The following is a 23,461-nucleotide window of genomic DNA, read 5'->3' as shown; positions in this document are numbered from 1 at the left end:
CTTCAGGAGCGCACCCGCACGATCCGCAGCTCGGGTGAGGACAGGATGTCCTTCTCGCAGAACCGGGACGTCACCCACCTCTCCGCCGAGAACAGCCGGGTCTGGTCGCTGAAGTGTGGTGAGTTCGGGTTCGAGGACTGGGAGTACGTCAGCAGGGTCCGGGCCACCGGACAGCGGCCGCCGTCCCAGCCCACCGCCTGGACGTAGCTGGACCCGGTCGTCACCTCCGTGTATCCGCCGCCCGCCGGGTTCCACACCGGCTCGACCTTGTTCCACACCCCGAGCGACTCGGTGCCGCCCGGCACGGCGATGCGCTGTCCGTTCCGCACGACGAACTGGTGCTCGCCGAGCCGGGAGTCCAGCGCGACGCCCGCCGCCCGCAGCTCGGTCACGGTGTCCGCGAGAGCCGCCGCGAAGGCGGGCGCGCCGGCGTCGAGCGTGTTCGGGGTGCCCACCGGATCGGCCGCGGAGAACGGCACCTTCCACAACTGGGCCGTCGGCAGCCGCCGCCACAGCCGGTCGAAGAGCAGCGCGCCTCGGCTGCCGGTGTCCGCGGTGCGGTCCCAGGCCGCCAGCACCCCGCAGGCATCGCTCACGTCAACGGCCCTGCCGTCGCTGCCCGTCGCCGTGCCGCCGGGCAGGGCCGCGCACGCCTTCGCCGCGTCGGCCGCCACCAGGTCGCCCGCGGGCACCCGGTTCGCGAACTGCTGCGCCTGGAGATCCCGTACGGTCAGCTTCCCGCGCGCGGCCATCGCGGCCACGTCCTGGACGGCGCCCCGCGTGCGCATCGAGCGCTGGGTGCCCACGGTGCCGAAGACCCGCTCGTAACCCGTCAGCGGCCGATCGGCGTTGGCCAGCCAGGCGCTGTCGTTGGAGTTCTCCGCGTACGGCGCGTCCTTCAGGACCGGCATCCTCGCGGGCCCGAAGATCCCCGGCTGCACGGCGTCCGGGTCACGGCCCAGGGCGCAGTCGCCGCGCGAGCCGTCGAGGACCGCCACTCCGGAGGCGGGGTAGGTGACCTTGCCCAGGGGGGTGGAGCAGCGCTGCGCCAGTTCGTCGGTGATCCTGGGCAGCACCTGGGACTGGGTGAACAGGGTGTGCCCCCGCGAGTCGGCCGCGACGGTGTTGACCCACGGCAGCCCCTGCGTGCGCCTGAGCGAGCCCAGCACGTCGCTCGTGCCGCGGGCCTTGCTGAAGCCGAGGGCGGTGTCGGAGGCGCGCAAATTCTCGGCGTTGGGGTCGTTGAGCGCGTACGCCGTCGTGGTCGTCCAGGGCAGCGGCAGCGCGGCCCCGAGCGAGGTGACGACCGGGCCGTACCGCGTCCACCACTGGGTCCTGGTCACCGGTGCGCCGCCCCGGACGGCGACGGTCACCTCGCGCCGGGTCATCCGCTGCGGTGTGCCGTCCACGAGGTACGTGGTGGGGTCGGCCGGGTCCAGGGTCAGCTGGTGCAGGTTGAGGGTGACGCCGGTGGCCACCGTGTGGCTCCAGGCCACCCGGGAGTTGTGGCCGATGGAGATCGTGGCCGAGCCGAGCAGCGAGCCGCCCGCGACGTTCAGTTCACCGGGGATGGTCTGCTGCGACTGCCAGAACCGGCGGCCGCCCTGCCAGGGGTAGTGCGGGTTGCCGAGCAGGAGCCCGCGGCCGTTCGTCGTGGTGGCCCCGCTGAACGCGACGGCGTTGGAGCCCATGTCGGCGGAGTCGGCGGCGAACAGGTCCCGGGCCGCGCGAGCGGTGTCCCGGGCGTCGGGCGTGCCGGCCGCCGGGGCGGTGGGCGCGGGCGGCTGCGCGGCGGTGGGCGCGGGCGGCTGCGCGGCGGTGATGCCGTCCACGGCCCGGCCCTGGCCGCCCAGGACGGCGAGCGCGTAGTTGCGGGCGGCCACGTCCCGGACCGACACGGGACGCACCCAGTCGGCGCCCCGGCACGCCGGGTCGGTGATCCGGTTCTTCTCCAGCCAGGCGTTGTAGCCCGCCGCGAAGCCCCGCATCAAGTCCTTCACGTCACGGCTCGGACCCCGCGGCGCGGGCGTGGCCAGCAGACTCTCCACCGTCCCCGCCTCCCGCACCCCGCGGAAGTACAGGTCGCTGGAGAGGTTCTTCGTGGCCGAGGACAGCGCGGCGTCGGAGGGCGCGTCGGCCCCGAAGAAACGCGAACGCTCGCCGCGCACGGTCACGAACCCGTCGGCGAGGGTGCACACCTGGTCGGCGGCCTGCGCCCACCCGGTGCCGAAGCCGAGGTCCGCGTAGTTCCGCGCGAGGATGTGCGGGATGCCGTACTCGGTGTAGCGGATGGTGGCGGACAGGCCGCCGTGCGACGGGTGTTCCTGTTTCTGCCGGTCCTGCGCGGCTGCGGACGGCAGTGTGCCGACGGCGGCGAACAGGGCCACGGCCGCGACGACGGCGCGTCTGGGGCGGGTGCGCATCGTGCCTCCCAACGTCAGTGAGGGAAGGAGCGGTTGAGCGTACCAACCGGTAGGTTGTCCCGTATGACGCCTGGACACGGCAGTACGGTTGACGGGGTGCTGCGGCGCAGCGCCCGGCGCACCCCGGCGCGCGTCGCGGTGGAGTACGGCGAGCGCTCCTGGACGTACGAGGAACTCGACGACGCCGTCTCCCGCGCGGCGCGACTGCTCCTCGACCAGGGCCTCGACCGGGGCGACCGGGTCGGCGCCTACGGCCACAACTCGGACGCGTATCTGATCGCCTTCCTCGCCTGCGCCCGCGCGGGACTGGTCCATGTGCCGGTCAACCAGAACCTCACCGGTGACGACCTCGCGTACATCCTCGGCCAGTCGGGCAGCACTCTGGTCCTCGCCGACCCCGTTCTCGCCGGGCGCCTCCCCGAGGGCGTCCGCACGCTGCCGCTGCGGGACTCCGACGACTCCCTGCTGACGCGGCTGGCCGTGACCGACCCGTACGACGGTCCCGAAGCGCGCAGCGAGGACCTGGTCCAACTCCTGTACACCTCGGGGACGACGGCCCTGCCGAAGGGCGCGATGATGACCCACCGTGCCCTGGTGCACGAGTACCTGAGCGCGATCACCGCCTGCGACCTGAGCGCCGGCGACCGGCCGGTGCACTCGCTGCCGCTGTACCACTCCGCGCAGATGCACGTCTTCCTGCTGCCTTACCTCGCGGTCGGCGCGACGAACATCATCCTCGACGCACCCGACGGCGACCGGCTCTTCGACTTGATCGAACAGGGCCGTGCGGACAGCCTGTTCGCGCCGCCGACGGTGTGGATCGGCCTGGCCAACCGGCCCGACTTCGCCACCCGTGACCTCGGCGGACTGCGCAAGGCGTACTACGGCGCCTCGATCATGCCCGTGCCCGTCCTGGAGCGACTGCGCGAACGGCTGCCGAAGCTCGCCTTCTACAACTGCTTCGGGCAGAGCGAGATCGGCCCGCTGGCCACCGTCCTCGCGCCCGACGAGCACAAGGGCCGGATGGACTCCTGCGGCCGTACCGTCCTGTTCGTGGACGCGCGGGTCGTGGACGAGGACGGCAAGGACGTACCGGACGGCACGCCCGGCGAGATCGTCTACCGGTCGCCGCAGCTGTGCGAGGGCTACTGGGACAAGCCCGAGGAGACCGAAGCGGCCTTCCGGGACGGCTGGTTCCACTCCGGTGACCTCGCGGTGCGGGACGCGCACGGCTACTTCACGATCGTCGACCGGGTGAAGGACGTCATCAACTCCGGGGGCGTGCTGGTCGCCTCACGCCAGGTCGAGGACGCGCTCTACACCCATGAGGGCGTCGCCGAGGTCGCCGTGATCGGCCTGCCCGACGAGCGCTGGATCGAGGCGGTCACCGCGGTCGTCGTCCCGCGCGGCGAGGTCACCGAGGCCGAACTCCTCGACCACGCGCGGGAGAAGCTCGCCCACTTCAAGGCGCCCAAGCGGGTGCTGTTCGTGGACGAGCTGCCGCGGAACGCCAGCGGGAAGATCCTCAAGCGGCAGCTGCGGGACCGGTTCTCGTAGTGCCGCGCTAGCGGGGGCGCAGGTCGACGATCCGGCGGATCTTGCCCACCGACCGTTCCAGGGACTCCGGTTCGACGATCTCGACGCCGACCGACACCCCGATGCCGTCCTTCACGGCCGCCGCGATGGAGCGGGCGGCCGCGTCCCTGGTCTCGGGTGGGGCGTCCGGCCGGGCCTCCGCCCGCACGGTCAGGGCGTCGAGGCGGCCCTCGCGGGTGAGTCGGAGCTGGAAGTGGGGCGCGACGCCCGGGGTGCGCAGGACGATCTCCTCGACCTGCGTGGGGAAGAGGTTCACCCCGCGCAGGATCACCATGTCGTCGCTGCGGCCGGTGACCTTCTCCATCCGCCGGAACACCCGGGCCGTGCCCGGCAGCAGCCGGGTCAGGTCCCGCGTCCGGTACCGGATCACTGGCATCGCCTCCTTGGTGAGCGAGGTGAACACCAGCTCGCCCCGCTCACCGTCGGGCAGGACCTCCCCGGTGACCGGGTCGACGATCTCGGGGTAGAAGTGGTCCTCCCACACATGGAGCCCGTCCTTGGTCTCCACGCACTCCTGCGCGACGCCCGGTCCGATCACCTCCGACAGCCCGTAGATGTCCACGGCGTCGATCGCGAACCGCTCCTCGATCTCCCGGCGCATCTCCTCGGTCCAGGGCTCGGCACCGAAGACACCCACCCGCAGGGAGGTGCTCCGCGGGTCGACACCCTGCCGCTCGAACTCGTCGAGAAGCGTCAGCATGTACGACGGGGTCACCATGATGACCCCGGGTTCCAGGTCCTGGATGAGCTGCACCTGGCGTGCCGTCATGCCGCCGGACGCGGGGACGACCGTACAGCCGAGCCGCTCGGCGCCGTAGTGGGCGCCGAGCCCGCCCGTGAACAGTCCGTAGCCGTATGCCACATGGACGACGTCCCCGGGCCGGGCGCCCGCCGCCCGCAGGGAACGGGCCACCATGTCGGCCCACAGGGAGAGGTCGTTCTCGGTGTAGCCCACGACCGTGGGGCGCCCGGTGGTGCCGCTGGAGGCATGGATGCGGCGCACATGGTCCCGGGGCACGGCGAACATCCCGTACGGATAGTTCTCGCGCAGGTCGGCCTTGGTGGTGAACGGGAACCTCGCCAGGTCGCCCAGGGACCGGCAGTCGTCCGGCCGGACACCCGCCTTGTCGAAGGACTCCCGGTAGAACGGCACGTGTTCGTACGCGTGCCGCAGCGACGCCCGCAACCGCTCGAGCTGCAACGCCCGCAGCGCCCCGGCGTCCAGCCGTTCCCCCGAGTCCAGCAGCTCCGCATCCGCCATCGGAACGTCCTTCCCACCACGTCATTACGGGCGACCGATCATTCGGTCGAGGTGCTGGGGATCAGTAATCCAGGCGGAGCGGGCCCGAGGCAAGGGTCCGGCGCAGTTCGGGAGCGCCGCCGGACCTCACTTGGCGAACGCCGTCATGAAGCGGTCGCGGAACTTGTCCATGCCCCACTCCGGCGCGTCGTCGGCGGGCTTGAGGCCGTCCGTCCAGTTCCAGCTGTCGACCCGGTCCAGGACCTTCGGGTCCTTGGCGACGATCGTGACCGGCACGTCCCTGCTGGTGGAGCCCTTGGTGACGGTCGGGACGGGCTGGTGGTCGCCGAGGAACACCAGGACCGTCCTCTCGTCGCCGTAGCGCTGCATCCACTGGGTCAGGCTGTCCACGGAGTACTGGACGGCCTTGCGGTACTCGGTGCGCACCCGCTCCTGGCTCTTCCAGACCTCCGTCGGATCGGTGCCCTCCTTCTTGATCTGCTCGAAGACCGAACCGTCCCCGAGGTCGTCCCAGTCGATCGTGTGGGCGATCGGCGACCACGGGTTGTGGCTGGAGGCCAGGATGATCTCGGCCATGATCGGGTCGCGGTTCTTCTTGCCGTGCTCCAGCTTCTGGAAGGCCTCCAGGCTGAACTGGTCCGGCACGGGCGTCCAGCTGAAGTAGGGGCCCTTGTAGCCGAGGTGCGTGGAGTCGTAGATGTGGTCGAGGCCGAAGTACTTGCCCTCGGGCCAGGACTTCCGCACACCGGGCACGATGCCGACCGTGCGCCAGTCACCCGTCTTCTGGAAGTAGCTGGTCAGCGTCGCGCGGTCGCTGGAGGTGAGGTTCAGGTAGCGCTGCTGGTTCTTGACCCACAGCCCGGACAGGAACGTCGAGTGGGCCATCCAGCTCCCGGCGCCCGTCACCGGGGACCGCAGCCAGCCGCTGCGCGAGGCGAAACCGGCCGCCTTGAGCGTCGCGTCGCCCTTCTTGAGGGTCGCGTCCATCTCCGGTGCCATGGCCGGGTCGTCGATCGCCACCCGGCCGTAGCTCTCGATGAACGTGAACAGGACGTCCTTGCCGCGCAGTCCGGTCAGGAGCTGGTCGGGCGGGGTGGCGGCGAAGGCGTCGACGGCGGACTGCTTCTCGAAGACCTTGGCGTCGCCCAGCCCGTTGCGCACGTGCTGGACGCGGTTGGCGAGGAACTCGGAGTTGCCCTTGGTGGCGAACGAGACCCCGCCGAACTGCACGCCCACCGTGAAGCAGGTGACCCACACCGTGCCGAGCACGAGGGTGGTGCCGACGGCCCTGGGGCGGTGCCGGGACATCACGTTCGCCAGCCGCACCACCGCCCATGTGCTCAGCGCGAGCAGGGCGAGGAACAGGACGATCACCCCGGTCACCGCGAGCACCTCGCCGGTGCGGCCGAACGACTCCCTGAGCCAGTCCGTCGCGTTGCCCAGCATGATCCAGTCGAAGACCAGGTCGAACGGCCGGGCCAGGGTCTGGTAGAAGCCCATGTCGAGGAACTTCAGGACGGTGAACAGGCCGAGGAACAGCCCGAAGACGACGGCCGCGATCCGGCGCGCCCTCGGCGGCAGCACCAGGAGGACGGCCGCGATGACGATCGCCTCGACGGGCAGACGCAGGAACGACCGCAGGTTCATGTGGTCGAGCCGGTTGGGGAAGAGCAGCACCAGCAGTACCAGCAGTCCCGCCAGCACGCTCGTCCCCACGGACACCCCGCGCGCCGTACGGGGCCAGCGGAGGCGCCAGCCGAACCAGCCGGGGCGCGCGGAGTTGTCGCGCTCCCCGGCCTCCTGTGCCTTCTCGTCCCCCGTCGCACCCGCACCGTCCGCATCACTCTCGCCCTCGGTGATGTCCTGCGGTTGGCTTGAGCGAGTGAAGAGCGACACCCGGTGGTCCTTCCGTGCGGTCGTGCTGTGACGTGCGGCCGTGCCGGCGCCGTCGGGTTCTGACGCGACGGCATGACGAACAGCGCCCGGTGACCGAGCCTGCCACCACCAGTACGGTCGCACGTCACGTTCGGTTCAATCGCACGGGGCCGGGTTCCGGCCGTCAGCCCCCTGCCGCGCCCGCCGCCACCTTCTGCGCCCACCGGTAGTCCGCCTTGCCGCTCGGCGACCGGCGGATGGAATCCGTGATCACGAGCTGGCGCGGCACCTTGTACCCCGCGAGCCGCGTCCGGCAGTGCGTCTGGAGATCGTCCAGCGACATCCGCTCCGCCCCCCGGCGCAATTGCACGACAGCCGCCACGTGGTGGCCCCACTTGACGTCCGGAACCCCGGCCACGAGCGCGTCGTACACGTCCGGGTGCGCCTTGAGCGCCTGCTCGACCTCCTCCGGGTACACCTTCTCGCCGCCCGTGTTGATGCACTGCGAACCCCGCCCGAGGACCGTGACCACGCCCTCCTCGTCGACGGTGGCCATGTCGCCGAGCAGCACCCACCGCTCCCCGTCCTTCTCGAAGAAGGTGTCGGCGGTTTTCCCCGGGTCGTTGTAGTAGCCGAGCGGCACATGGCCGCACTGTGCCACCCGGCCGACCTCGCCCACGGCCACCGGCTCGTGCGTGGCCGGATCGACCACCTGGGTGCGGGAGTTGACCCGCACCCGGAAACCCCGCTCGGGGCCGGAGTCGTCCGTCGCGGTCCCGTTGAAGCCGGACTCGGAGGAGCCGAAGTTGTTGAGCAGCACGGCGTTCGGGACGAGCGCCCGGAACTGCCGGCTCACGGTGTCCGACATGATCGCGCCCGACGAGGACACGCTGAACAGCGACGACATGTCGGTGCCCTTCATCGGCCCCTCCAGGGCGTCGATGAGCGGCCGCAGCATCGCGTCGCCCACCAGGGACATGGCACTGACCTTCTCCCGCTCGACGGTCCGCAGCACCTCCTCGGGCACGAACCTGCGGTGCAGTACGACCCGTTGGCCGAAGTTGAACCCGATGAGGGCGGTCAGGGTCGAGGTGCCGTGCATCAGCGGGGGAGTGGGGAAGAAGGTGATCCCGGCCCCGCCCGCCGCGACCCGTTCGGCCAGTCCCTCGGGCCGCCGCACCGGCTCGCCCGTGGGAGCGCCCCCGCCCAGACCGGAGAAGAACAGGTCCTCCTGGCGCCACATCACGCCCTTGGGCATCCCGGTGGTGCCGCCGGTGTAGATGATGAACTGGTCGTCGGCCGAACGCTTCGGGAACCCGCGCCCGGGCGACCCGGACGCCTCGGCGTCCGCGAAGTCCACCGCCGCCGGTCCGCCCGGCTGCGCCGCCCCGACCCGGATCAGATGCCGCAGCCGTTTCGTGTGCGGCAGCGCGGCCGCCACCCGCTCCGAGAACTCGGCGTCGAAGACCAGACCCACCAGATCCGCGTCCCGGTAGAGGTACACCAACTCCTCTTCCACATAGCGGTAGTTGACGTTGACGGGCACGATCCGCGCCTTCATGCACCCGAGCAGCGTCTGCACGTACTCGACCCCGTTGTAGAGGTGCAGTCCGACGTGCTCACCGGCCCGTACCCCGCTGTCGAGCAGATGGTGGCCGATACGACTGGCCGCGGCGTCCAGTTCCGCGTACGTCAGCCGGCGCTCCGCACCCGTACCGGGAACGTCGAGGTACGCGAGCGCCTCACGGTCCGGCACCACGTCGACGACCGACTCGAACAGGTCGGCAAGGTTGTACTCCACCGTTCCTCCTGCACTGGTCCCGGCCCGGCTCTGCGAGGGTTCGCCGGTCATCAGAGCAAAGGGCGGCCTGACTGTGAAGGGCTCGCGCGAATAAATCTGACTGTCTGTCAGAAAACCCTTGAAGTGCATCGGCGCCTCCTGCAACCTGTTCTCGTTCTGGCAGAGGGGAGAGGGTCCATGGGTGGGACGGAACACCTCGACATCCAGCGCGAGGGCGCCACACTGGTGCTCACGCTCAACAGGCCCGAGGCGAAGAACGCGCTCTCGTTGCCGATGCTGGTCGGCCTGTACGACGGCTGGGTGGAGGCGGACGCGGACGACTCGATCCGCTCGGTCGTGTTCACCGGCGCGGGCGGCTCGTTCTGCGCCGGCATGGACCTCAAGGCGCTCGCGGGCAAGGACACCGGCGGCGAGCAGTACCGGGACCGGCTGACCGCCGACCCCGACCTGCACTGGAAGGCGATGCTGCGCCACCACCGCCCGCGCAAGCCGGTCATCGCGGCCGTCGAGGGTCACTGCGTCGCCGGCGGCACCGAGATGCTCCAGGGCACCGACATCCGGGTCGCCGGCGAATCCGCGACCTTCGGCCTCTTCGAGGTCCGGCGCGGTCTGTTCCCGATCGGCGGCTCGACGGTCCGGCTGCAACGCCAGATCCCGCGCACCCACGCCCTGGAGATGCTGCTCACCGGGCGCCCGTACACCGCGCGCGAGGCCGCCGACATCGGTCTCGTCGGGCACGTCGTCCCGGACGGCACCGCGCTCGCCAAGGCCCTGGAGATCGCCGAACTGATCAACGCCTGCGGTCCGTTGGCCGTCGAGGCGGTCAAGGCCTCGGTGTACGAGACGGCCGGGATGACCGAGACCGACGGGCTGGCCGCCGAGTTGAAGCGGGGGTGGCCGATCTTCGACACCGCTGATGCGAAGGAGGGGGCGCGTGCCTTCGCGGAGAAACGGCCGCCCCGTTACAGGCGAGCGTAGTGCCCTTGACCGCGGGTCCGTCGTGGCTGGTCGCGCAGTTTCCCGCGCCCCTGAGGGGGCGCCCCCCGCACCGACCTCTGAAGGAGGCACGCGCCCATGGCTGACGTACTCAAGGCGCCGCTCGTCGTCGAATTCCCCTTCACCCGTTCCCTCGGGCCCGTGCAGAGCGCCTTCCTGACCGGGCTGCGGGAACGGGTGGTCCTCGGGGTGAGGACCCGTGACGGGCGCACGCTGGTTCCGCCCGTCGAGTACGACCCCGTCACCGCCGAGGAGCTCCGCGAGCTGGTCGGCGTCGGTCTCACGGGCACCGTCACCACCTGGGCCTGGAACCACGAGCCCCGGCGCGGTCAGCCGCTGGACACGCCCTTCGCCTGGGTGCTGGTGCGCCTGGACGGCGCCGACACCGCCCTGCTGCACGCCCTCGACGCCCCCGGACCCGACGCCGTCCGCACCGGGATGCGCGTCCGGGTCCGCTGGGCCGAGGAACGCACCGGCGCCATCACCGACATCTCCTGCTTCGAGCCCTACGACGGCGACGCCTCCGAAGTCACCGCCCACGCGGGCGAGTTCGAGGACCCGGTCCGCGGCATCGTCGCCGAGGCCCGCCTCGACTACACCTACTCGCCCGGCCGCGCCCAGACCGCCTACATCAACGCCCTCGCCGAGCACCGGGCCGTCGGCGAGCGCTGCCCGTCCTGCCGCAAGGTGTACGTCCCGCCGCGGGGCGCCTGTCCCACCTGCGGTCTCGCTACGTCGGAGCAGGTGGAGGTGGGCCCGGGCGGCACGGTCACCACCTTCTGCATCGTCAACATCAAGGCGAGGACCCTCGACATCGAAGTGCCGTACGTCTACGCCCACATCGCCCTCGACGGCGCCGACCTCGCGCTGCACGGCCGGATCGGCGGCATCCCCTACGACCAGGTCCGCATGGGCCTGCGGGTCGAACCTGTGTGGACCGAGGGCGGCCGCTTCCCGGACCACTACCGGCCGACCGGCGAACCCGACGCGGAGTACGACACCTACAAGGAGCTGCTGTGACCCGTGACATCGCGGTCGTCGCCTTCGCCAAGTCCGACACCCTGCGCTCCACCGACGAACTGTCCGAGGTGGAGATGCTCATGCCGGTCCTGCACGACGTCCTCGCGCAGACCGGCCTGAAGACCGCCGACATCGGCTTCACCTGCTCCGGTTCCTGCGACTACCTCGCCGGGCGCGCCTTCTCCTTCACCCTCGCCCTCGACGGCGTGGGCGCCTGGCCGCCCATCTCCGAGTCGCACGTCGAGACGGACGGGGCGTGGGCGCTGTACGAGGCGTGGACCAAGCTGCTGTCCGGGGACGCCGACACCGCGCTGGTGTACTCCTACGGCAAGTCCTCGCCCGGTTCCCTCCGGGACGTGCTCACCCGGCAGCTCGACCCGTACTACCTCGCCCCGCTGTGGCCCGACTCCGTGGCCCTCGCCGCCCTCCAGGCCCAGGCCCTCATCGACGCGGGCGACACCGACGAGCACGAGCTGGCGGCGATCGGCGCCCGCAGCCGCGCCACCGGCAACCCGCGCGCCCAGCTCAAGGGACCCGTGCCGCACGGGGACTACGTCGTACGGCCGCTGCGCACCGGGGACTGCCCGCCCGTCGGGGACGGGGCGGCCGCCGTGGTCCTCGCGGCGGGGGAGCGGGCCAGGGAACTGTGCGGGCGCCCCGCCTGGATCCGCGGCATCGACCACCGCATCGAGGCCCACTCGCTCGGGGTCCGCGACCTGACCGACTCACCCTCCACACGCCTCGCGGCCGAGAAGGCCGGGGTCTTCGAACGACCCGTGGACACCGCCGAGTTGCACGCTCCGTTCACCTCGCAGGAGGTCGTCCTGCGCAAGGCGCTGCGGCTCGACGACTCCGTGCGGGTCAACCCGTCCGGCGGCGCCCTCGCCGCCAACCCGATGATGGCCGCCGGTCTCGCCCGCATCGGCGAGGCAGCCGCCCGTGTGCACCGGGGCGAGTCCGACCGCGCCCTCGCCCACGCCACCTCCGGGCCCTGTCTCCAGCAGAACCTGGTCGCCGTACTCGAAGGGGATCCCCGATGAGCAAGGAGCCCGTGGCCGTCGTAGGCATCGGCCAGACCAAGCACGTCGCGGCCCGCCGGGACGTGTCGATCGCCGGGCTCGTCCGGGAGGCCGCCCAGAGGGCCCTGGAGGACGCCGAGCTGACCTGGGCCGACATCGACGCCGTGGTGATCGGCAAGGCGCCCGACTTCTTCGAGGGCGTCATGATGCCGGAGCTGTACCTGGCCGACGCGCTCGGCGCGGTGGGCAAGCCGATGCTGCGGGTGCACACCGCGGGCAGCGTCGGCGGCTCCACCGCCCTGGTCGCCGCGAACCTGGTGGCCGCCCGGGTGCACGCCACCGTCCTGACCCTCGCCTTCGAGAAGCAGTCCGAGTCCAACGCCATGTGGGGCCTGTCCCTGCCGATCCCCTTCCAGCAGCCCCTGCTGGCCGGGGCGGGCGGCTTCTTCGCGCCACACGTACGCGCGTACATGCGGCGCACCGGCGCGCCCGACACCGTCGGCTCCCTGGTGGCGTACAAGGACCGCCGCAACGCGCTCAAGAACCCGTACGCGCACCTGCACGAGCACGACATCACCCTGGAGAAGGTCCAGGCCTCGCCCATGCTCTGGGACCCGATCCGCTACTCGGAGACCTGCCCCTCCTCCGACGGCGCCTGCGCCATGGTGCTCACCGACCGGGCCGGAGCCGCCCGCGCGCCCCGGCCGCCCGCCTGGATGCTGGGCGGTGCCATGCGCAGCGAGCCCACGCTGTTCGCCGGCAAGGACGCCGTGTCCCCCCAGGCCGGCAAGGACTGCGCGGCCGACGTGTACCGGCAGGCCGGGATCGCCGACCCGCGCCGGGACATCGACGCCGTCGAGATGTACGTGCCGTTCTCCTGGTACGAGCCCATGTGGCTGGAGAACCTCGGCTTCGCCGAGGAGGGCGAGGGCTGGAAGCTCACCGAGGCCGGGGTCACCGAGCTGGACGGGGACCTGCCCGTCAACATGTCGGGCGGCGTCCTGTCCACCAATCCGATCGGCGCCTCCGGCATGATCCGGTTCGCCGAGGCCGCCCTCCAGGCACGCGGACAGGCCGGGGAGCACCAGGTGGAGGGCGCCCGCAGGGTGCTGGGACACGCCTACGGCGGCGGATCCCAGTTCTTCGCCATGTGGCTCGTGGGGTCCGAGCCCCCGAATGCGTGAAACGCCTCCTGAAAGGTCCCCCTCACGTGGCCTGTCGGCGGTCGGAGTCGATCGCTAGGCTGGCCGCGGACGAAGCGATCGGGAGGAGCAGGGACGTGGCCGAGACCACCATCCAGCAGCAGCCGCTCATGGGCTGGGAGAAGCCGGAGCTGGACCTGAGCAACGCCGACTGGCACTCGAGCAGCCGCGGTCTGGGGGATGTCCAGATCGCCTTCGTCGAGGGGTTCATCGCGATGCGCAACAGCGGCCGCCCGGAGAGCCCTTCCCTGATCTTCACCCCCGCGGAGTGGGGCGCGTTCGTGTCAGGGGCGCGGGAGGGGGAGTTCGACCTCACCTGAGAGCGAGACCTCACCTGCGGGTGAGCACATGGGTGCGTGAACCGACGGGCCGATCCGGCGGTGTTCCTTCCGATTTTCCGGACACGCGACCTTGAGCACCTTCCCGGGGCCGACGCCTGAGCCAGGCTGACCCGAGGAGGGGGAGGGTCGACTTCCGGAAGTGAGGAACACATGAGCACCCTGCCGGTGATCGCCGCGGTGGACGGTTCGGACGACAGCCTGCGCGCCCTGGACTGGGCACTCGACGCGGCCCGCCGACGCGGAGCGCCGCTGCGGGTGGTGCATGTCCGGCAGTACGCCGTCTGGGCCCAGCCCGACGTCCTCGTCGCCGGTCCGCCCGACGCGGACGACGATCCCGTCCTCGACCGGGTACGCACCTATCTGGAGGAGCGCCCCGACCGCACCGACGGGCCGGACCGCCCCGACGGCCCCGGCCGACCGCGGACGGAGTACCTCGGAGTCGAGGGCGCGCCCGGTGCCGTGCTGCCCGAACTGGGCTCCGGCGCCCAGCTCCTGGTGCTCGGCTCCCGGGGCCGCGGCGGCTTCGCCAGTCTGCTGCTCGGCTCCAACGGCATGGCCGCCGCCCGTGACGCCGAGTGCCCCGTGGTTGTCGTGCCCCGACCCGGACGCCAGGCCGACGGCGAGGCGCCCGCCGGGCCGGGCCCGCGGGTGGTCGTCGGCCTGCACGTGGACAGCCCCGACGACGCCGCCCTCGACTTCGCGTACACCGAGGCCGGCCTGCGCGGCGCCCGCCTCCAGGTGATCGCTGCCTACCAGTGGCCCCTCCAGGGCTGGGCGACCCCGGGCGAGATGATCCCGCCGAAGATCGACCAGGACGCCGTGGAGAACGAGACCCGGGCCCTCGCCGAGGGCTTCCTCGCCCCGCACAGCGCCCGGCACCGCGGAGTCGTGGCCGAGCCGCACGTGCTGCCGGGCGACGCGGCCGGGCATCTGGTCGCGGCCTCCCAGGGCGCCGACCTGGTCGTCGTCGGCCGGCACCGGCGCCGCCTGCTGGCGCCGGCCCGCATGATGGGGTCCGTCACCCAGGCCGTCCTGCTGCACGCGGCGAGCCCGGTGGCCGTGGTACCGCCCGGGGCGGTGGAGCCGCAGGACCTTCCGGAGGACTGAGCGACGACCGGGCCCCCGGCGAAGCGGGCGGTGCGGAGGCGGCGTGTCAATGCGAGCGTCGGCATTTAGCATCAGCCGCATGCGGGACACGATCGACAGCGACACCCGGCTCGCCCTGGACCTGGCCCTCACCATCCGGCACGACGGCCACGGCGGAGTCGCCGACGACCTGAGCGACCTCGCCGGGCTCACCGCGTGGGTCGGGGAACACGCCGAGGCGTTGCCGGACGCCCCGGACCTCGTCCTCGACGAGAGCGCCCTCGCCGCGGTGCGTGACCTGCGGGCCGCCGTCCGCGCCCTGTTCGCCCGCGCCGTGCGCCCCGGCGCCCCCAGCCCCGCCGACGCGGCACGCCTCCTGCCGGTGCCCGAGGCGCTCGACCGCCTCAACACGGCCGCCGCCCGCACCCCCACCGTCCCCGTGCTGCGCTGGACCGACGACGCCGAACCCGCCGCGCACCGGCGGCCCGCGGCGCCGGCGACCGACCTCACGGCCGTGCTCGCGCACGCCGCGATCGCGTTCCTCTCCGGCGCCGACCGGCGACGGCTGCGCGCCTGTCACGCGCCGCGCTGTGTGCGCTACTTCCTGAAGGAACATCCGCGGCAGGAGTGGTGCAAGCCCTCCTGCGGAAACCGCGCCCGGGTGGCACGCCACCACGAGCGTCACAAGCAGGGGCAGAGCACGTGAACCGGACCCGCCGGTGCGCCATGAGACAGCGCCGCCGCCTGCACAGCACGGAGACGGACTCGCTCACGGCACGCGAACGCACGGCCGTCTGCCGCAAGCTGGGAACGGACGGCACCGACCTGCGAACCGTGAGTGATCACCCGTAGCGGTGCGCGAAACCAGGCGGCCGACCCCCTTGCACCTGCGCCCGCACGACCCCGTGGGCGCCATTACCATGGGCGCATGTCGTTCCTCCGCCGCCGCAGCGCAACCCCCGCCGGTCCAGACTTCGACGTGCTGGCCATGGACCCGGGCGACTGGCCCGGCAACCTCGGCGCGGGTCTCCTGCCCGCCCCCGACGGCACCTGCCAGGGCGTCTTCCTGCGCTACGACCTCTTCGGCGGCCGCGGCCCCGCGATGATCATCGGCAACCTCCCCGAGGGCTCCCCGGCCCGCGAGGTCGCCGAGGGCGAGATCCCCTTCGAGGTGGCCCAGCTCCTGATCGCACTGGAGAACGACGAGGAGGTCACCGTCACCGACACCGAGGACGTGCCGGTGATGCAGGGCGACAACCTCCTCATCGTGCGCCGTCTCAAGCTCTCCGAGAGCCGGATCTCCTGCGTCCAGTTCGACCGCAGCGACAACGTCCTGGTGACCATCGCCGCCTGGGACCGCCCGATCACGGACGACCTCTACGCCCTCCTCAAGCCGCTGCCCGCGGAGCTGTTCCAGCAGGGCTGAACCTCCACCGACAGCACGCTGTCCGCGGCGGGACAGCACGTCCCGCCGCGGAGCTGGAGTGCTACCGCCGGACGGACGGCTTCACGTCGACGTCCGCCGCCCGCACGAACGCCACCCGGTGGCCGTACTGGATCTCGTAGTACAGGTCCTCGCCGACGACGACCTTGTGCGAGTCGGTCGTGAAGGTCACCGCGTAGTAGTACTCGCCGGGCACCTTGTCCCCGACCACGTACGACTGGCCCTTGAGGACCTTGTACGGCAGCGGCGACACCGCCTGCGCGGGAACTCCCGTCGGATAGGCGGAAGCCTCGGGGTAGGCGCGGCCGTACACCGGGACGCTGTCGAGGCCCTCCTTCGGGGTCACCACGAGGCCCGCGGCGTTCACCGCGGTCGGGTCGCTCGCGGGGTTCCTGAACCAGGCCTTCTGGCCCAGGTACCAGATCGCCGTCCAGTCGCCCTCGCGCCCCGCGACCGCGTACTGCTGGCCGGTGGAGACCCGCGACGACAGGTCGTTGACGTCGGTCGTCGGGGCCTTGCCGCCCAGACCGATGTCCGTGATGAGGGCGGAGTTCTCGTCGGGGGCCGAGTACAGCCGTACCTCGCTGGAACCGTGGGCCGCGCAGGGCTCGCCCTTGGTGACGCAGCCGGTGTACAGCGGCCGGTTGGTGGCGTAGTCGGGCCGGATCGTCACCAGGCCGCCCTGCTTGGGCGCGGTCGCCCGGAACGGGTGGCCCAGCAGCTCGAAGTAGTGCCGCCAGTCCCAGTACGGGCCGGGGTCGGTGTGCATGCCGGCCACGGTCGAGGTCGTCGGGCCCGGCACGTTGTCGTGGCCGAGGATGTGCTGCCGGTCCAGCGGGATGCCGTACTTCGCGGAGAGGTACTTCACCAGCCGCGCCGAGGACCGGTACATCGCCTCCGTGTACCAGGCGTCCGGGTTCGCCAGGAAGCCCTCGTGCTCCAGGCCGATCGACTTGGCGTTGACGTACCAGTTGCCCGCGTGCCAGGCCACGTCCTTCGCCTTCACGTGCTGGGCGATGTGACCGTCGGTCGAGCGCAGGGTGTAGTTCCAGGACACGTAGGTCGGGTCCTGCACCAGGTTGAGGACACCTTCCCAGGCGCCCTCCGTGTCGTGGATGACGATGTACTTGATGCTCTGCGAGGCCGGACGGTCGCCCAGGTCGTGGTTGCCGTAGTCGTTGTCCCCGAACTGCTCGTACGGCGCCGGGACCCACTCGCAGGACACGGTCTTCGGGCACTCGGTGTTCGCCGCGTCCAGCTTCCTGAGGCCCGCCCGGGCGAGCTGGGCGGTGTCCGGGGCGAGTTGCGGCCGGGCGGCCAGGGCGACGCGCTGGCCGGCGTCCGTGGTGCGTTCCTCGCCGGAGCGCAGCACGTCGAAGACGTCGTCGGCGTACGCGGCGGCGGTCGCGCTGTCGTCCGCGCCGGAGAAGCGGGCCACGGCGCCGTACCAGTCGGCGGGGTCCTGGCTCAGCGGCTCGCCCAGGTCCTTCTGGGCGGCGGCCAGCAGCGCCGCACCGCCCGCGACGTTGGCCGCAGGGTCGGTGCGCAGGTCCCGCGCGCTCAGGCCGGTCAGCTCGGCGGCCTTCGGCAGGGTCTCGAGACGGGCGGGGAGATCGGCCGGCCCGGCGACCTTCGTGTCGGGCAGCAGGGCCGCACGGGCGCTGTCGCCGCGCGCGTCCTCCGTGCCCTCGCTGTGGTGCGGCGCCGAGGCGAGCGCGGTACGGGCGTCGGTCAGGTGCATCGGGCCGTAGCCGCCGGTCACGCTGGGCGCACCGGCGTGCGTGTCCCAGCGGGACTGGAGGTACGAGACTCCCAGCAGGACGCTCTGCGGCACGTGGTACTCGGCGGCCGCCGCGGCGAAGGCCCGCTGGAGACCGGCCGAGGAGTCCCCGGCCGACGACGGGGCCGCGCCCAGCAGGGGCAGCAGCAGGGCCGTACCGGCCAGCGTGCCGAGCACCCTGCGGGTGGCTCTGGTGGAGTCGGTGGCGGATCCTCGCAATGCAGCCTCCAGGGACGATCGAGCGCGATGAGCCGAGCGGGGCCGGGCGTGCGTCAGTGCTACCGGCTTGTCGACGATCCGTCAATCATGCCCAGAGGCAGGGGATTTCCCATGTCAATCCGGGGTCACGGGAGTTTCGTGGCGGGCGCCTCGCGGGCCTGCGGGGCGTCAGTGGCGTACACCACTGACCGGGTCCCGGAGGGCTCCGGACATACGGCGGTCCGCGGTGCGCCGCTCCACCGGACGCACCGCGGACCGTCGTCCCCGTCAGCGAGTGCCGACCGCCGCGCGTACGGCCCGTCGGGCCAGCTGGCAGTCGTCGTGCAGCCGCCTCAGCAGCAGCCGCTGTTCCTCGCCGGACGGCGCAGCACCGGGGTGGGCCGCGCCCGGTGCCGCCGGGGTCGAGTCGTGCATCGAACGCTGCACGGCCGTCTCGTAGGTACGGATCTCACGCGTCAGGACCAGCATCAGGTTCACCAGGAAGGCGTCCCGTGAGGCCGGGCCCGCGGACTGGGCGATCTGACTGATCTGACGGCGCGCCACCGGGGCGTCGCCGAGGACCGACCACAGCGTCGCCAGGTCGTACCCCGGCAGATACCAGCCCGCGTGCTCCCAGTCCACCAGCACTGGACCGGCCGGTGAGAGCAGGATGTTCGAGAGCAGTGCGTCGCCGTGGCAGAACTGGCCCATGCCCTGCCGGCCCGCCGAGTGCGCGATGCCGTGCAGCAGCTTCTGGAGGTCGCCCATGTCCCGGTCGGTCAGCAGCCCCAGCTCGTGGTAGCGGGAGATGCGGGACGCGTAGTCGAGCGGGGCGTCGAAGGTGCCCGCGGGCGGACGCCAGGCGTTGAGCCGGCACACCGCGCCGAGCGCCGCCCGGATGTCCGCGCGCGGCGGGGCCTCCGCCGGATGCCGGTGCAGCGCCGCCACCCGGCCGGGCATCCGCTCGATGACCAGGGTGCAGTTGTCCGGGTCCGCCGCGATCAGCCGCGGCACCCGCACCGGAGGGCGGTGCCGGACGAACGAGCGGTACGCGGCTATTTCGTGCCGGATCCGGTCGGCCCAAACGGGGGAGTGGTCGAGTAAACACTTGGCGACAGCCGTGCTGCGCCCCGTCGTGCCGACCAGCAGCACGGAGCGTCCGCTGCGGCGCAGCACCTGCACCGGGGCGAACTCCGGGCAGATCCGGTGCACCGACGCGATCGCCGTACGGAGCTGGGCGCCCTGGGGGCCGGACAAGTCGAGTCTCCCGCTGAGCGGTTGGGTACCGAGCCCGGGGACGCGTCGTGCCCTGCCCGTACCCGGTACGGGGGCCGTCGGCCGCGCGGGGTCGAGGTAGGGGCCGCCACCGCCCGCCGGGCGGAGGTGCGGCGACCGGGGCGGGGCGGACACGGAGGACGATGCTGCGTACATGGGCGAGACAGATCCCTTCGTGTGCCTGCTGTGCCTGGAGAAGCAGCGCGCTGCCCGGCCCGGACCACCGGGTGCACCCTGGGGAATGTCCCTGTGCGGTCCGGGTCGGGGTGGCGCGTTCCTACCTCAGCGCATATGCCGCGTGGCACACCATCTGGCGCACCCTGGCGAACCCTGGCGAATAGTCCCGGAGCAACTGACCCGGGGCTACTGTCAACTCAGCCGAGAACCTGGGGGCTTGACGTGAGCGGACAACCCAACACCCGACTCTCGGACCTGTTCGGCCTGGCCGGCTGGTCCAAGGGTGAACTCGCGAGGCTGGTCAACCGGCAGGCGGCGGCCATGGGCCATCCGCAGCTCTCGACCGACACCTCGCGGGTGCGGCGGTGGATCGACATGGGAGAGATCCCGCGCGATCCGGTGCCGCGGGTGCTGGCGGCTCTGTTCACCGAGCGTCTCGGCCGTGTCGTGACCATCGAGGACCTCGGTCTGGTCCGGCACGGGCGTACGGGGAAACGGCAGGGCGACGGGAGCGCGGAACATCCCGACGGCATGCCGTGGGCGCCCGACCGAACCGCCGCGGTCCTCACCGAATTCACGGGAATGGACCTCATGCTCAACCGACGCGGCTTGGTGGGCGCGGGTGCCGCGCTCGCCGCGGGATCCGCACTCACCAGTGCCATGCACGACTGGCTGCACACCGATCCGGCCCTCACCGCCGATGCCCCCCATCTCGACGACCCCCTGCACGCCGACCCCGCTGGGTTCGACCGTTACGAGGCCGCCCCCATCGGGTCACAGGAGATCGAGGAGCTGGAGCGCTCGGTCGAGGTGTTCCGGGCCTGGGACGCGGCCCGCGGCGGCGGGCTGCAACGCAAGGCCGTCGTGGGCCAGCTCAACGAGGTGGGTGGCATGCTCGCCTACCGGCACCCCGACCACCTCCAGCGGCGCCTGTGGGGCGTCGCCGCCAACCTGGCCGTCCTCGCGGGCTGGATGTCCCACGACGTCGGCCTCGAACCCACCGCCCAGAAGTACTTCGTGATCGCCGCCCATGCCGCACGCGAGGGCGGTGACCGGCCCCGCGCCGGCGAGGCGCTCTCCCGTGCGGCCCGCCAGATGGTGCACCTGGGCCGGCCCGACGACGCGCTCGACCTGATGAAGCTCGCCCAGTCCGGCTCCGGGGAGGAGGTGCTGCCCCGCACCAAGGCGATGCTCTACACCATCGAGGCCTGGGCACAGGCGTCCATGGGCAAGGGGCAGGCGATGCGCCGCACCCTAGGACAGGCCGAGGACCTCTTCGTCTCCGACAAGAGCGACGTGCCGCCGCCGAGCTGGATGCAGACCTTCAAGGAGGAGGACCTGTACGGCATGCAGGCCCTGGCCTACCGCACGCTGGCGGAGCACGAGCCGGGTGCGGCCGCGCACGCCCAGCACTACGCGGAGAAGGCCCTCGCCCTGCGGGTCGACGGACGGCAGCGGTCGAAAATCTTCGACTTCCTGTCGATGGCCTCGGCCTGCTTCATCGCCGACGACCCCGAACAGGCGGACCGGTACGCGCGGTTGGCGCTGGTGTCGATGGGCTCCAACTCCTCCCACCGCACCTGGGACCGGCTGCGTCAGATGTACCGGCTCACCGCCGAGTACTCCAGCTACCCGAAGATCAACGAACTGCGCGAGGAGATCAGGCAGGCGCTGCCGAAGCCGAAGGGAAGGGGTGGCAACAGCGCACGTGCGTGAGGTTGTTATGAAGTCACCCTGGCGATGAGCACACAGGCGTCGTCCTCGCGCTCGTTCTCGCCGAACTCCTCCACGACCATCCGTACGCAGTCGTGTGCGGTGCGCGCCCCGCCGAACCGGGGGGCGAGGGCCAGGAGGCGGTCCACGGCAGCCGTGTCGCCGTGCCCCGGCACCAGTCCCTCCGTGTGCAGCAGGAGGAGGTCGCCCGGTTCGAGGGTCTCCTCGGCCTGCGTGTAGACGGCTCCGGAGGTCGCGCCGAGGAGCACGCCGTCGGGGGAGTCCAGCCTGCGCCCCGTCCCGCCCCGGAACAGCAGCGGGGCGGGGTGCCCGGCCTGTGCCCAGACCAGGGTGCGGGACTCGGGTCGGTAGCGGCAGCAGACCGCGCTGCCGAGGGCCGGCTGCACGGTGGCGTCGAGCAACTGGTTGAGCAGGGACATCAGTTGGCCGGGCTGGGTGCCCGCCATCGCCATGCCGCGCACGGCGCCGAGGAGGGTCGCCATGCCGGAGGCCACGGAGACTCCGTGGCCGGTGAGGTCGCCGACGCTGAGAAGGGTCTCGCCGTCGGCCAGTTCGAGTGCGTCGTACCAGTCGCCGCCGATCAGGGTGCGCGCCGACGACGGCAGGTGGTGGGCGGCCAGGTCCAGGGTCTCGGTGCCCCGGTGCGGGAGCCGCAGGGAGCCGCGCCACGGCGGCAGCACGGCCTCCTGCAACTCGACCGCGAGCCGGAGTTCGCTCTGCGCGCGCTGCCGGTGGCGCTGTAACGAGTCACGGGTCTCGCTCACCGCCCGTTCGCTGCGGCGCAGCTCGCTGACGTCCCGCAGCACGGCCCACATCGAGGCGGTGCTGCCGTCGGCGGCGAGCACCGGCTCGCCCATCATGTGGACGGTGCGCACCTCGCCGTCCGGGCGCACGACCCGGAACTCGCCGTCTATGCGCTTGGCGTCGACCAGACAGGCCGTGACCATGACCGTCAGCCGCGGCCGGTCCTCGTCGAGCACCAGGGAAGGGAGCTCGTCGAGGGTGAGCGGGGGAGCGCTGCGGTCGCGGCCCAGGATCTCGTACAGCTCGCCGGACCAACTGGCCTCGTCCGTCAGCAGGTTCCACTCCGCGCTGCCGACCCGGCTGAGCAGCGAGCCGCGCCGGGGAGCGGGCGGCGCGGTTCGTGCGGCGGTCTCCGCGCCGGCTGCCGACGGCACGGGCGGCGGGCCGTCCCGCAGCTGCGCCAAGTGCTCGTCCAGATCGCTGAGTTGGTGCAGCGCCAGGTCGTAGAGCGCGCGCTGCCAGCGCTCCTGGGGGTCCGCGTCGTCGACGGGCGCGTCCCGTCGTACGGCGTCCACGTCCCCCTTGAGCCGCCGTGTCTGCGATATGAGCGCGTCGACCGAGCCGCGTCCGGGCGGCTGGGCGGCGGGGCGGTCCGCGGAGAGGTGGGACGGCATGACGCACTCCGATGCGGGGACGGTTCGACCAAGGCGGGACGGAGGGACCGTTACGACTGTTGCACAGGCCGCGACGCGCTGTAAGGGATTTGGCAACACACGATCCGGTGGTGCTTCTGGCATATGCCACAGTCTTCACGGAGTGCTCGTACCGGGCGTGTCGTCCACCCCTTTCCGGGTCTCAAGTCGTAGGGGACGTACGTGACTTGAGGGGCCGGCGGGGTGGTCGGCGAGGTCTTCATTCGTGCGTTCGACGACCCTGTGTTCTAAGGAGTGTGACACGGGCGGATCGTGCGGTCACCAGTGTGATGCAGGTCACACAATTCGTTCCCGTTCAGGCGTAATGCAAAGGGCCCCTGCGAGCTCCTAAGAACATGGACACGACCTTCGAGCAGCCCGCCCCCGCCCGTCTGATCACCGCGGAGAACCGGGAGCTGCCCGTCCCCGCGACTCTGCGCTACGGCTCCGCCGACCCGCTGGCGGTGTGCGTCGACTTCCCGGCCGAGGTCTGCCTGGACGGGCAGGGGGTGACCTGGACCTTCGCCCGCGCCCTGCTGGAGGAGGGGCTGCGCGGACCGGCCGGCGGCGGGGACGTGCACATCTGGCCGTGCGGCCGGGACGTCACGGTCGTGGAGTTCCACTCGCCGTACGGCCTCGCCCTCCTCCAGTTCCCCACGCCCACCCTGCGCGACTTCCTGCTGCGGAGCTACGCGGTGGTCGGCGCCGGGCAGGAGGACCTCGGCGAGGCCGTCGAGCGGGGGCTCAGCGCCCTCTTCGGCAGCGTGTGAGCGGCGGCCCGGCGACCGCCGTCCCGC

General features: G+C 71.9%; 18 protein-coding genes. 11 read left to right on the top strand and 7 right to left on the bottom strand.

The annotated features are described in order from the left end of the window. Nucleotides 1–2: 2 nt before the first annotated feature. Nucleotides 3–2,423, bottom strand: a complete 2,421-nt coding sequence (locus tag AOJ26_RS04650) for a penicillin acylase family protein (RefSeq protein ID WP_053846867.1) — start codon at nucleotides 2,421–2,423, stop codon at nucleotides 3–5. A 63-nt stretch (nucleotides 2,424–2,486) separates the two neighbouring features. Here AOJ26_RS04650 and AOJ26_RS04645 point away from each other — a divergent pair, with 63 nt between their 5' ends. After that, the gene (locus AOJ26_RS04645) at nucleotides 2,487–3,980 is read left to right on the top strand and encodes an acyl-CoA synthetase (protein ID WP_053846866.1); all 1,494 of its coding nucleotides are present in this window, start codon (nucleotides 2,487–2,489) and stop codon (nucleotides 3,978–3,980) included. A gap of 7 nt (nucleotides 3,981–3,987) precedes the next feature. On the opposite strand, the gene paaK is transcribed toward AOJ26_RS04645, so the two are convergent. From paaK to AOJ26_RS04630, 3 genes are all read right to left on the bottom strand, one after another. After that, entirely contained in the window at nucleotides 3,988–5,280 is a 1,293-nt protein-coding gene (gene paaK / locus AOJ26_RS04640; RefSeq protein WP_053846865.1) for a phenylacetate--CoA ligase PaaK, read from the bottom strand. A gap of 126 nt (nucleotides 5,281–5,406) precedes the next feature. Continuing rightward, nucleotides 5,407–7,176, bottom strand: coding sequence for a sulfatase (locus AOJ26_RS04635; RefSeq protein WP_053846864.1), 1,770 nt, complete (start codon nucleotides 7,174–7,176; stop codon nucleotides 5,407–5,409). A gap of 163 nt (nucleotides 7,177–7,339) precedes the next feature. Further along, a complete protein-coding gene (locus tag AOJ26_RS04630; RefSeq protein WP_053846863.1) occupies nucleotides 7,340–8,956 on the bottom strand; it encodes an acyl-CoA synthetase in 1,617 nt (538 codons plus the stop codon). Between the two features lie 177 nt (nucleotides 8,957–9,133). On the opposite strand from AOJ26_RS04630, the gene AOJ26_RS04625 reads away from it, so the two are divergent. From AOJ26_RS04625 to AOJ26_RS04590, 8 genes are all read left to right on the top strand, one after another. Continuing rightward, nucleotides 9,134–9,934 carry a crotonase/enoyl-CoA hydratase family protein gene (locus AOJ26_RS04625; protein ID WP_053846862.1) on the top strand — a complete coding sequence of 267 codons (801 nt, stop codon included), beginning with the start codon at nucleotides 9,134–9,136 and terminating at the stop codon, nucleotides 9,932–9,934. A gap of 96 nt (nucleotides 9,935–10,030) precedes the next feature. Continuing rightward, nucleotides 10,031–10,972, top strand: coding sequence for a Zn-ribbon domain-containing OB-fold protein (locus tag AOJ26_RS04620; RefSeq protein WP_053846861.1), 942 nt, complete (start codon nucleotides 10,031–10,033; stop codon nucleotides 10,970–10,972). Then, the gene (locus AOJ26_RS04615; RefSeq protein ID WP_053846860.1) at nucleotides 10,969–12,012 is read left to right on the top strand and encodes a thiolase domain-containing protein; all 1,044 of its coding nucleotides are present in this window, start codon (nucleotides 10,969–10,971) and stop codon (nucleotides 12,010–12,012) included. The genes AOJ26_RS04620 and AOJ26_RS04615 overlap by 4 nt, the downstream gene beginning before the upstream one ends. Further along, nucleotides 12,009–13,175 (top strand): thiolase domain-containing protein, encoded by a 1,167-nt coding sequence (locus tag AOJ26_RS04610; protein WP_053846859.1) that lies wholly within the window; start codon nucleotides 12,009–12,011, stop codon nucleotides 13,173–13,175. Before AOJ26_RS04615 ends, AOJ26_RS04610 begins: the two co-directional genes overlap by 4 nt. A gap of 95 nt (nucleotides 13,176–13,270) precedes the next feature. Then, nucleotides 13,271–13,513 carry a DUF397 domain-containing protein gene (locus AOJ26_RS04605; RefSeq protein WP_007379863.1) on the top strand — a complete coding sequence of 81 codons (243 nt, stop codon included), beginning with the start codon at nucleotides 13,271–13,273 and terminating at the stop codon, nucleotides 13,511–13,513. A gap of 171 nt (nucleotides 13,514–13,684) precedes the next feature. Then, entirely contained in the window at nucleotides 13,685–14,641 is a 957-nt protein-coding gene (locus AOJ26_RS04600) for a universal stress protein (protein ID WP_053846858.1), read from the top strand. Between the two features lie 79 nt (nucleotides 14,642–14,720). Next, entirely contained in the window at nucleotides 14,721–15,326 is a 606-nt protein-coding gene (locus AOJ26_RS04595) for a CGNR zinc finger domain-containing protein (protein ID WP_078959740.1), read from the top strand. Between the two features lie 222 nt (nucleotides 15,327–15,548). Further along, nucleotides 15,549–16,046: a hypothetical protein gene (locus AOJ26_RS04590; protein ID WP_053846856.1), complete on the top strand. Its 498-nt coding sequence runs from the start codon at nucleotides 15,549–15,551 to the stop codon at nucleotides 16,044–16,046. A gap of 61 nt (nucleotides 16,047–16,107) precedes the next feature. Here AOJ26_RS04590 and AOJ26_RS04585 read toward each other — a convergent pair whose 3' ends face one another. Both AOJ26_RS04585 and AOJ26_RS04580 read right to left on the bottom strand, forming a co-directional pair. Beyond that, entirely contained in the window at nucleotides 16,108–18,063 is a 1,956-nt protein-coding gene (locus AOJ26_RS04585) for an N-acetylmuramoyl-L-alanine amidase (RefSeq protein ID WP_053846855.1), read from the bottom strand. A 267-nt stretch (nucleotides 18,064–18,330) separates the two neighbouring features. After that, a complete protein-coding gene (locus AOJ26_RS04580) occupies nucleotides 18,331–19,473 on the bottom strand; it encodes an aminoglycoside phosphotransferase family protein (protein ID WP_053846854.1) in 1,143 nt (380 codons plus the stop codon). Nucleotides 19,474–19,716: 243 nt separating this feature from the next. Between AOJ26_RS04580 and AOJ26_RS04575 the strand changes: the two genes are divergently transcribed. Beyond that, nucleotides 19,717–21,210 carry a hypothetical protein gene (locus tag AOJ26_RS04575; RefSeq protein WP_053846853.1) on the top strand — a complete coding sequence of 498 codons (1,494 nt, stop codon included), beginning with the start codon at nucleotides 19,717–19,719 and terminating at the stop codon, nucleotides 21,208–21,210. A gap of 5 nt (nucleotides 21,211–21,215) precedes the next feature. On the opposite strand, the gene AOJ26_RS04570 is transcribed toward AOJ26_RS04575, so the two are convergent. Beyond that, on the bottom strand, nucleotides 21,216–22,646 hold the full coding sequence (locus tag AOJ26_RS04570) for a PP2C family protein-serine/threonine phosphatase (RefSeq protein ID WP_053846852.1): 1,431 nt from the start codon (nucleotides 22,644–22,646) through the stop codon (nucleotides 21,216–21,218). A 374-nt stretch (nucleotides 22,647–23,020) separates the two neighbouring features. Between AOJ26_RS04570 and AOJ26_RS04565 the strand changes: the two genes are divergently transcribed. Next, a complete protein-coding gene (locus AOJ26_RS04565; RefSeq protein ID WP_053846851.1) occupies nucleotides 23,021–23,434 on the top strand; it encodes an SsgA family sporulation/cell division regulator in 414 nt (137 codons plus the stop codon). Nucleotides 23,435–23,461: the final 27 nt, after the last annotated feature.

Origin of the sequence: Streptomyces sp. NRRL B-24085 (assembly GCF_001282115.1) — a bacterium.
Taxonomy (GTDB): domain Bacteria; phylum Actinomycetota; class Actinomycetes; order Streptomycetales; family Streptomycetaceae; genus Streptomyces.
Note: the sequence above shows the minus strand (reverse complement) of the source record. Positions and strands in the feature narration are given on the sequence as shown.

Bases quoted from the DNA above. Each gene is read 5' to 3' on its own strand.
- AOJ26_RS04650 (WP_053846867.1), bottom strand. From the start codon at position 2,423: ATGCGCACCCGCCCCAGACGCGCCGTCGTCGCGGCCGTGGCCCTGTTC.
- AOJ26_RS04645 (WP_053846866.1), top strand. From the start codon at position 2,487: ATGACGCCTGGACACGGCAGTACGGTTGACGGGGTGCTGCGGCGCAGC.
- paaK (WP_053846865.1), bottom strand. From the start codon at position 5,280: ATGGCGGATGCGGAGCTGCTGGACTCGGGGGAACGGCTGGACGCCGGG.
- AOJ26_RS04625 (WP_053846862.1), top strand. From the start codon at position 9,134: ATGGGTGGGACGGAACACCTCGACATCCAGCGCGAGGGCGCCACACTG.
- AOJ26_RS04620 (WP_053846861.1), top strand. From the start codon at position 10,031: ATGGCTGACGTACTCAAGGCGCCGCTCGTCGTCGAATTCCCCTTCACC.
- AOJ26_RS04610 (WP_053846859.1), top strand. From the start codon at position 12,009: ATGAGCAAGGAGCCCGTGGCCGTCGTAGGCATCGGCCAGACCAAGCAC.
- AOJ26_RS04600 (WP_053846858.1), top strand. From the start codon at position 13,685: ATGAGCACCCTGCCGGTGATCGCCGCGGTGGACGGTTCGGACGACAGC.
- AOJ26_RS04595 (WP_078959740.1), top strand. From the start codon at position 14,721: ATGCGGGACACGATCGACAGCGACACCCGGCTCGCCCTGGACCTGGCC.
- AOJ26_RS04590 (WP_053846856.1), top strand. From the start codon at position 15,549: ATGTCGTTCCTCCGCCGCCGCAGCGCAACCCCCGCCGGTCCAGACTTC.
- AOJ26_RS04580 (WP_053846854.1), bottom strand. From the start codon at position 19,473: ATGTACGCAGCATCGTCCTCCGTGTCCGCCCCGCCCCGGTCGCCGCAC.
- AOJ26_RS04570 (WP_053846852.1), bottom strand. From the start codon at position 22,646: ATGCCGTCCCACCTCTCCGCGGACCGCCCCGCCGCCCAGCCGCCCGGA.
- AOJ26_RS04565 (WP_053846851.1), top strand. From the start codon at position 23,021: ATGGACACGACCTTCGAGCAGCCCGCCCCCGCCCGTCTGATCACCGCG.